This is a genomic window from Alloscardovia omnicolens DSM 21503 (assembly GCF_000420505.1).
Lineage (GTDB): Bacteria > Actinomycetota > Actinomycetes > Actinomycetales > Bifidobacteriaceae > Alloscardovia > Alloscardovia omnicolens.
This window is the reverse complement of record NZ_ATVB01000027.1, coordinates 1-8,712: the sequence shown is the minus strand read 5'-3', so window position 1 is coordinate 8,712 and position 8,712 is coordinate 1. Positions and strand designations below refer to the sequence as shown.

At 54.6% G+C, this 8,712-nt stretch carries 8 protein-coding genes; 7 read left to right on the top strand and 1 reads right to left on the bottom strand.

Annotated features, from left to right (window positions below):
- Positions 1–399: 399 nt before the first annotated feature.
- Positions 400–1,113 (bottom strand): GNAT family N-acetyltransferase, encoded by a 714-nt coding sequence (locus G464_RS0107875; RefSeq protein ID WP_022857401.1) that lies wholly within the window; start codon positions 1,111–1,113, stop codon positions 400–402.
- Between the two features lie 120 nt (positions 1,114–1,233).
- On the opposite strand from G464_RS0107875, the gene G464_RS09980 reads away from it, so the two are divergent.
- The 7 genes from G464_RS09980 to G464_RS09975 all read left to right on the top strand — a co-directional run.
- A complete protein-coding gene (locus tag G464_RS09980) occupies positions 1,234–1,914 on the top strand; it encodes a recombinase zinc ribbon domain-containing protein (protein WP_022857400.1) in 681 nt (226 codons plus the stop codon).
- Positions 1,915–2,030: 116 nt separating this feature from the next.
- Entirely contained in the window at positions 2,031–3,803 is a 1,773-nt protein-coding gene (locus G464_RS0107865; RefSeq protein ID WP_244264128.1) for an ABC transporter ATP-binding protein, read from the top strand.
- Positions 3,800–5,548, top strand: a complete 1,749-nt coding sequence (locus G464_RS0107860) for an ABC transporter ATP-binding protein (protein ID WP_026472700.1) — start codon at positions 3,800–3,802, stop codon at positions 5,546–5,548. The genes G464_RS0107865 and G464_RS0107860 overlap by 4 nt, the downstream gene beginning before the upstream one ends.
- A gap of 35 nt (positions 5,549–5,583) precedes the next feature.
- Positions 5,584–6,180, top strand: a complete 597-nt coding sequence (locus G464_RS0107855; protein WP_022857399.1) for an MptD family putative ECF transporter S component — start codon at positions 5,584–5,586, stop codon at positions 6,178–6,180.
- Positions 6,173–6,859, top strand: coding sequence for an energy-coupling factor transporter transmembrane component T family protein (locus G464_RS0107850; protein WP_022857398.1), 687 nt, complete (start codon positions 6,173–6,175; stop codon positions 6,857–6,859). Before G464_RS0107855 ends, G464_RS0107850 begins: the two co-directional genes overlap by 8 nt.
- Complete coding sequence (locus G464_RS0107845; protein WP_022857397.1) at positions 6,856–8,247, top strand: ABC transporter ATP-binding protein; 1,392 nt, start codon at positions 6,856–6,858, stop codon at positions 8,245–8,247. Before G464_RS0107850 ends, G464_RS0107845 begins: the two co-directional genes overlap by 4 nt.
- Before the next feature lie 212 nt (positions 8,248–8,459).
- Positions 8,460–8,712, top strand: a 253-nt coding sequence (locus G464_RS09975) for a helix-turn-helix domain-containing protein (protein WP_155237051.1), incomplete at its 3' end; no start/stop codon positions are given.

Sequence of the window (8,712 nt, the reverse complement as noted above, 5' to 3'; positions counted from 1 at the left end):
TTAACCGATTCATACACCTGTTATGCCAGTTTTGATGGGCAAAAATGGTTTCAAAAGTGGCATATCGGTTGCGCGTATATGACTAGGGTTGTTCACCCATGACAACAAAAGAAAATAAACCAAACCATCTTCACACCGGGCGATGTCTTGACACATGCCAGCCGGAGGAATCAACTGGAACCTACCGGGTAACATCTTCTGCTTAACCCCGCTAAAAACCGAAGAGCCTATTTTTTGCTCGAGAGGTTGTACATGCTTTTTTTGAATACAACCGTCTGCATATGCCAAACTTCTTCCGCTGTACTAAACACTCAATTAACGCAGAATCGTGCGTTACGAGCATAGCGGTAGATGAGGAGTCGAAAATTCGATATGCGAAGTCCTTGCTACCACTAGAGGCTAGGATATGCTTTCATAGCGAAAATCCTCGAGTCGCTGTATCTGCTGTCCGTTCTCGTTGAAATTCGAATCAGACAGCCAGTGTGTAAAAGCGGTCTCGAGGGCTGGCCACTCACTGTCGATAACGGAGAGCCAATCAGTATCGCGCGAACGGCCTTTATAAATGACAGCATTACGGAATCGCCCTTCGAAAGTGAAGCCGAGGCGCTCGGCTGCGCGTCTGCTCGGAATATTTAAGCTGTCGCACTTCCATTCGTAACGGCGGCAGTGCATAGTTTCGAAAACGTAACGCATCATGAAGTACTGTGCTTCGGTAGCTGCACGCGTACGACGGAATTCGGGTGCATAAATAACGCGGCTCATCTCGCACACACGGTTTTTAGTGTCTATGCGTGCAAGGCTAAAAGTCGCCAGAACCGTGTTCGTCTGATTGTCTCGAACGGCAAGGAAATAGGGGTCTGTGCTTACTTCATAGTCTTCAAGCAGTTTTTGAACATCGCTTTTTGTTGCAAATGGTTCTTGGAAGAGATACGTCCAATCTTTAGGATGAGCACGGTCTGCACGGTAGAACTGCCAGATATCGTCGAGATGCTGCTCCACGCAGATGTGCTCGATAGTTACAAAACTGCCAGATAACGCCTTGAAATCTGGGTAGTGGAAATCTACCGGCTCCACTGTTTCGCCAATATGTTGATCAAACTCATTTATACGCATAGGAGTGCTCCTCTATCTTCCCTTATTAAAAACATGCTGAATAGTCCGGACGTAACATAATTAGATTTTTAGCGACTTAAACATTGCATCAATATCATTGAACCGCGTATCTGGGATCAGGTGCAATACGAGCTCGCCATCCGACACGGCAACATATCGTCAGCGAAGGTCGGCTTGTTCTCCACCAGGCTCAAGTGTTCTCAGTGTGGTGCATGGTATGGGCGTAAAACGTGGGCACCGAACACGAAATACAAGTACACAGTCTGGCAATGCAACCACAAATACACAGGCGAACACCCGTGCAGCAGCGCGACCGTGAAAGACGAGCAGATCAAGAACGCCTTCCTCCAAGCACTCAACCAACTGATCGCCCGCCACCGGTACGAAAGCCACCTACTGCAGGTGCTTGGCGACATGTTCGATACGAGCCGTATGGAAGAACAAGCTGCCGCGTGCCAGGCGAAAATCGTGGAACTCACTGAGCAGATCGAAGCACTGATAGCGGAAAACCAGCAATGCGCGCTCGACCAAGACGCCTACCAAAACAAGTACACAGAGCTCGATACTGCCTACCATAAGAAGCTCGCATGCAAAGCGAGCCTAGAGGCAGATATTGCAGCGAACACTGCCAAGCATGCCGCCGTCACCACAGCCCTAGGCGATCTGGTGGGCGAACCTGTGAGCGAGTTCCGCCTCTCACAGTGGAGCGCACTCATCGACCACGCCATCGTAGATGAGGACGGGATCCGGTTCGTGTTCCGAGTTGGTGAGGTAGTGAGGGGTTCAGCTGTAGGAGGTTAGAGGGAAATTTTTAGCTCGTTCGTGCATGAGCGTGCGGACGGTCTTCCCTCATGCCCAGAAATCAGATAAGGTTAGCATTACCTAAGAAGGGTGGTGTTTGCGTGGACGATAGTGTAATGGATCAGGTTGTTGACGGTGAGTATGGGGCCGCGAAGGAAAAATCTGTCGCTGGCCAGAACGCAATCCGTCAACTATCGCAGCCGGTGAAAGGCAAGCTGTTCGTCGCGCAGGTTTTGGCTTTTCTCTCTGGTGTGTTGGCTATTGCCCCGTATGTGGCTCTGGTGGAGCTTGGCAGAGAACTTATGCAAGGTCAAGTGGACTCGGCGCGGGTGAACTGGATCGTCATGCTCCTCGTCAGCGTATACATGGCTCGGTTGACCTTATATTTTGTTGCATTGGGCGTGACGCATTTTATTGACCTGTCGTTGCGTAATCAGATGCGCCGGCAAATTGCCGCCCGAATGTCGACTGCTCCGCTGTCGTGGTTTACCCGCGAGGGTGAGGGGAAGATCCGCAAGACCATTCAGGATGATACGGCCACGGTGCACACAGTGATCGCGCACGGGCCGATCGAGAAACTGAACGCGATCGTATCCCCGCTCGCCTTGGTGATGTATGCGTTTGTGGTGGATTGGCGACTCGCGTTGTTGTCGATTGCGACAATCCCGCTCTATGTGGGCATGTATGGCATGTCGATGCGTGGGATGAATGAGAAGACCGCGCAAATGGACACCAAGCTCGCTCAGGTTTCGGCAACGATGGCCGAGTTCGTTGCCGGTATCTCAGTGGTGAAGGCGTTCGGTAAGGTCGGCCAAGCACATAAAGCCTATTTAGATGCAGCTAACGAGTTTTCTAAGTTCTACCGGGCGTGGTGTATGCCGCTGGTGTCGATGTCGGTCGCCTCATTTTCGTGGGTGTCGATCCCGGTGTTGTTGATCGTGAACCTTGGCGGTGGCGCGTTGATGATGAACGCCGGTTGGGTGAGCATCTACGAGGTGATAACGACGACGTTGATCGCCTTGGTACTGCCGGGAGCGTTGATGGCAGTCGCAACCATCGCCTGGTCGTACCAGCTCGCAGGGTCTGCGGCAGTGAGGCTGGTGAACGTCATGGAGCTACCGGCGTTGAGTCAGCCCGATGCGCCACAGACACCACACAGTCATGATATCGAGATTCGAGGTGTGTCGTATGCCTATGACGACACCCAGGCATTAGACGAGGTGAGCCTGAGCATTCCGGCAGGCACGGTGACCGCACTGGTCGGGCCGTCGGGTGCGGGCAAATCGACGTTGGCGAGTCTGATCGCTCGTTTTGATGATCCGGACAGTGGCGCAATCACCATTGGCGGGGTTGATCTGACAAACATTTCTCAGGACGTGTTGTATTCGACGGTCGCGTTCGTGTTACAGGACGCGCAGCTGATTCGCGACACTATCCGTAACAACATAGCTCTCGGCGTGCCAGACGCAACTTTTGAAGATGTGCGTTCAGCGGCGCGGGCAGCGCAAATTGACGAGTTCATCATGAGCCTGCCAGATGGTTACGACACTGTTTTGGGGGAGGATACGCATGTTTCGGGCGGGCAGGCAGCCCGTATCGCAATCGCCCGGGCGCTCATGGTTGATGCCCCAGTGTTGGTGTTGGATGAGGCGACGGCGATGGCGGACCCGGAATCGGAATCGAAGATCCAACAAGCCCTCTCCACGTTGGCCAAAGGAAGAACGGTGATTGTGATTGCCCACCGACTGACCTCGATCAGAGGGGCGGACCAAATCGTCGTCATGGAACGCGGGCGCATTGCTGTGGTCGGTAAACACGACGAGCTGTTGGGTAATGCGCACTATCAGGCACTTCTTGCCCAAGGTGCATGCGAGGAGATGACACGATGAATCAACTATTGCTGCCACGCTTTAAGCGTTTGATGGAACCCGCCTCGTGGCGAGACCTCTCGGTCGGTCAAGCGTGGGGTGCGGTCTCAGGACTGTGTCACGGCTTTGCCCTGCTGACTCTGCTTCCCGCAGCAAGTAGCCTAGCGACCGGAATGCCGGTGTGGGGGCTATCGTTTTGGTGCTGGCTCATCGTGCTGGTGGCAATCGCGATTGTGGGTGTGGGCACAGAGTTTTATGGCATGCGTACCGGCTATATCGGCGTGCTCGGATTCATTCACGACTTCCACCAGGCAGTAGGTAACAAAGTAGCCCGCTTACCACTGGGCATGTTCGATTCGGGTAGCTCTGGCCGACTGTCGCGCATGGTCACCCAGGAAATGATGAACTTGGGCGAGTCGGCGGCGCATTTCATTTTCTCCCTCGTCCAAAAACTCTCAGCCGTGCTCGTAGTCACTGTGGGAACCTGGTTCTGGGATTGGAGGCTGGGACTGACCTTGACGATTGCGTTCCCGATTATGCTTGCCTTCCTCCATATTTCCCGTGTGCTTCTTGATAAAGGTAAGCAGGTTTCCGAACCAGCCGAGTCAGAGTTGGCGGCTCGCATGGTCGAATTCGCCACCTGCCAAGGTGCATTGCGTTCCTGTCACGTCGCCGACGATTACCCGGCCCTTGATCAGGCTTTCGACCAGGCTGACCGCAAGGGCCGCAAAGCATTGTGGCTCGAAACACTAGCGAACCTGATTAATGGGATGTTTGTCCAAGCGCTCATTGTGGTGATGATCTGGCTCACCGCCCAACTCGCCCTCGGCGGGCAGATGAATGCGCTGAACGCCGTGGTCACAATCGGCATGTGCCTGCGGTTCACCACCATGCTCCAAGACATTGGCGGAAGTATGTCTGGGCTGGAAGAACGCCGCCAGCAGATGAACCACATCGACAAGGTCATGGACGCTCCCGAACTGTCCGAACCTGTCACCTCCACACCGGTGAGCGCTCCTGGTGATGTTCGCTTCGATGATGTGACCTTCGGCTACGATCCGAACACCCCGGTTCTCCGTGATATTTCCTTCCATGTCCCGCAAGGCGGTATATGTGCCCTGGTTGGTCCATCTGGGTGCGGGAAGACGACGATCGCCCGGTTGGTTGCACGTTTCTGGGATGTGCAGTCCGGCAGCGTTCGTGTTGGCGGAGTGGACGTGCGCGAGCAAACCATCGAAGACCTGATGTGCCAGGTGTCTCTCGTCTTCCAAGACGTCTACTTATTCAACGACACTCTCGAAGCCAACATTCGGGTTGGCAACCCAGAAGCTACCGATGAAGAAATCAGGTGGGCCGCTGACCTGTCGGGCGTGACGGAAATCGTCAACCGCCTCCCAGACGGCTGGAATTCATTGGCGGGTGCTGGCGGGCGTGCACTGTCAGGTGGGGAACGCCAACGAGTGTCCATCGCTCGCGCCTTGGTGAAGAAAGCCCCGATTGTGCTGTTCGATGAGGCTACCAGCGCGTTGGACGCGGAAAACGAAGCCAACATTGTTGCGGCGATGAACGAGCTACGCAAGCACTCCACACTGATTGTCATCGCCCACAAGCTTGAAACCATTCGCCAAGCTGACCAAATCATTGTGCTCTCCCACGGTGGGCATATCGCCCAGCGCGGGCCTCACGACGAGCTGGTCAACCAGCCAGGTCAATACCGCGATTTCTGGCAAGAGCGCATCAACGCAGCCGGATGGCAACTCGTCTAAACACAGTACGTATAAGCACATGATAAGGAAAAACTATGTCCACACGCACGTCCTCGCGCCTCAACACACGCGACTTCATCAACATTGGCGTCTTCACCGCCTTGATGTTCGTCATCGTGTTTGCATTCGGAATGCTCGGGTTCATCCCCGCCGCCATGTATGCCGGTTTCTTGCTTTCTATCCTCGTTAACGGCATCGTCTTTGCGCTGTTCACAGCACGCACTCCGAAGATGGGGGCATTGACAATCATGCTGATTATCATCGAAATCCTCTTTTTCGTGACCGGTCACTGGGTGGGCGGCATCGCGGTGGCCGTTGTATTCGGCCTGCTCGCCGACCTAGTCATCACCAAGGGGCCGAAGAGCGTGAAGGTTCGCGTTCCGCTGGCATACGCACTGTTTATTCTGCCGATCTACGTGTCACCGTGGATGCCGTTATTTATGAACCAAGACGCATATATGTCGCAGATCGCCGAACAAATGGGCGCAGACTACGCCGCCAAGATGGCGCAGGTTGTCACGATTCCGATTCTGCTGGGCTTCTTCGTCGTGATGCTCATCGTTGGCTGGCTTGCTGGCCTGTTGGGAACCAGGGTCGCGCGCAAACACTTTGAAAGGGCCGGTCTTGTCTAAACTTCCCGACCCGCGCACCATTATCGCAGCGCTCGTCATTGTCTCCACCACGATCTACAGTGCCAGTTCGCCGTGGTTCGTGTCTGCCCTAGGCGGATTCGCCGCCGTGATACTGGCGAGCGCTGCGATCAACCTCAACACGCTCGTGCGACTGAGCTGGGTGGCCGTCTACCTAGCCACGTTTGCGGTCCTCGGTGGGCTCGTCTTCGTGATACCACTGGTGTGGAAGTCAACGGCCAGCGCGTTCCTCGTGCTGTTTTTGCAGTGGATGTGGCGATTCAGTGTCAGCGCAGGAATGGGAGCCTACGCGATCGGCGTGATCCGACCCGCCACCTTGCAAAAAGCACTCGCCAGCTCACGGATCCCGACCTGTTTCACAATCCCAATTTCGGTTGCCTTACGTGTGCTGCCCGTGATCGGCCACGAGGTTAAAGCGATTTCAGATGCCATGAAACTACGCGGGATGTCCATGCTCTCACTGCGTGCGGCGCAATACTTCACAATCCCGCTGCTATCGACCGTGGTACGCAGCGGGGACGAACTGGCATCGGCCGCCCTCGTGCGCGGACTGGGCGGAGCCACAAAGCCCACCTCGGTCACAGTCGTGAAATTCCGTGTGATCGACGCAGTCATTCTGCTCGTCGTTATCAGCTTCGCGATATGGAGAATCGTCCTATGACAATAGCCCAAGCAACTGGGGTCACCTTCACCTATCGAGGAGCAGACCACCCCTCAATCAATGACGCCAACCTCACTATTTCGCCGGGAACTGTCACCTTGCTGTGTGGCGCATCAGGGTCAGGGAAAACCACTGCGTTGCGGCTGTTTAACGGGCTCATCCCACACTTTCACGACGGCGACCTTACCGGAAGTGTCACAGTCGACGACATTGACGTGGCACGAGTAGATCTATCAGAGCTTGTCCACCACTGTTCGACAGTGTTTCAAAACCCGCGCACCCAGTTCTACACCACTCACGTGCGCCAAGAACTCGCCTTCGGCCCAGAAAATCTCGGCCGCGACCCGCAGGAGATCTGTGCCCGCATTGACGAGGTTGCAGCCGAGTTAGGTATCGCCGACCTGTTGGAATCCCGCGTCACACAACTGTCGGGTGGGCAGATGCAACGCGTGGCCTGCGCCGTCGCCATGTGCAACAACACGTCGCTGATCGTCTTTGACGAGCCGACCGCGAACTTGTCCGCTGACGTTATCGACCAACTCGCCACACTCATCGCCAGGCTCAAAGCCGATGGACACACCATCATCATTGCTGAACACCGGCTAAGTTTCCTTTCCGGGATCGCTGACCGAGTCTACTGCTTCGATAAAGGCAGCATCGCCCTCACCGCAACCGGCGAAGAGTTCTACGCTACCTCGGATGAGGAGCGCAAACAGCTTGGACTACGGTCCCTTGTTCCCGTGTCCATTCCACAACTCCCGCCACCGGCAGGGAACGGGCTCACGATTGACAACCTCACCTTTGCCTACCGCCATGGAAAAACAGTCCTCAATATTGACCACGTGTTGTTTCCGGCAGGGAAAATCACAGCGCTCCTCGGCCCGTGCGGTTCAGGGAAATCAACTCTGGCACGCATTGTTTGCGGACTAGAAAAAGCCAAACATGCATCCATCACACTCGGCGGACAAAAATTCACCAGCCGGGACGCATACCTTGTCATGCAAGACCCCACCCGACAGTTGTTCTCAGATACCGTCATCGATGAAGTCACGCTCGGCACGACCAAAGCCGAAAAGCAACATATCGATGCCCACGCGATCCTTGAAGAACTCGACCTTGCCGACCACGAGGCTGATCATCCCCAAGCACTCTCTGGCGGGCAACGCCAACGCCTGGTTATTGCTACAGCGCTCGCTGCGAACAAGAAAGTTTACATCTTCGACGAGCCCACATCCGGTGTTGGCTACAAGCACCTTGTCGCGATTTCCCGAGTAATGCGTAAACTCGCTGACACTGGTGCCGTCATCATTGTCATCACCCACGACGCTGAACTCGTTACCGAGGTCGCCGACCATAGCGTTCGCCTCGACCAAATCAACGCCTGCTAACGCAAACGCTCGCTCAACCGAAAGAGAGGAAAGCGTTTCTGCAGGTCATAGCTAACGCGCTATACACTCGCTAGCGCCAGAACCTTTTTATCATCTTCGACGTCTAAGTGGAGCGGATGACGGTGTGTGGTTTCAGGACATCGTTCCGCTGTTTTTGGGTGTGGTTTTTTCGGGGGTGTGTCAAGACATCGTTCCGCGTGTGATGATGGGGTATGGATCATTCATCGCGTAATATAGCTATTATTCTTTATGTTCTTGAGTCGGGTGCGTCCGTCAAAGATGCGACCAGCGTGTTTCATGTTTCGGATAGATGGGTCAGAAAACTTCTTGCTCGTTATCGTTCGGATGGTTTAAACGCGGTAAAAACCAGGTCAACTCGACCACATACCATGCCTAGTAAAACCAGTGACAGCATGGTTGATCTGATTTGTTCCACGCGTGTATGGTTACACGAGCAAGGATGGG

Bases quoted from the DNA above. Each gene is read 5' to 3' on its own strand.
- G464_RS0107875 (WP_022857401.1), bottom strand. From the start codon at position 1,113: ATGCGTATAAATGAGTTTGATCAACATATTGGCGAAACAGTGGAGCCG.
- G464_RS0107865 (WP_244264128.1), top strand. From the start codon at position 2,031: ATGGATCAGGTTGTTGACGGTGAGTATGGGGCCGCGAAGGAAAAATCT.
- G464_RS0107860 (WP_026472700.1), top strand. From the start codon at position 3,800: ATGAATCAACTATTGCTGCCACGCTTTAAGCGTTTGATGGAACCCGCC.
- G464_RS0107855 (WP_022857399.1), top strand. From the start codon at position 5,584: ATGTCCACACGCACGTCCTCGCGCCTCAACACACGCGACTTCATCAAC.
- G464_RS0107845 (WP_022857397.1), top strand. From the start codon at position 6,856: ATGACAATAGCCCAAGCAACTGGGGTCACCTTCACCTATCGAGGAGCA.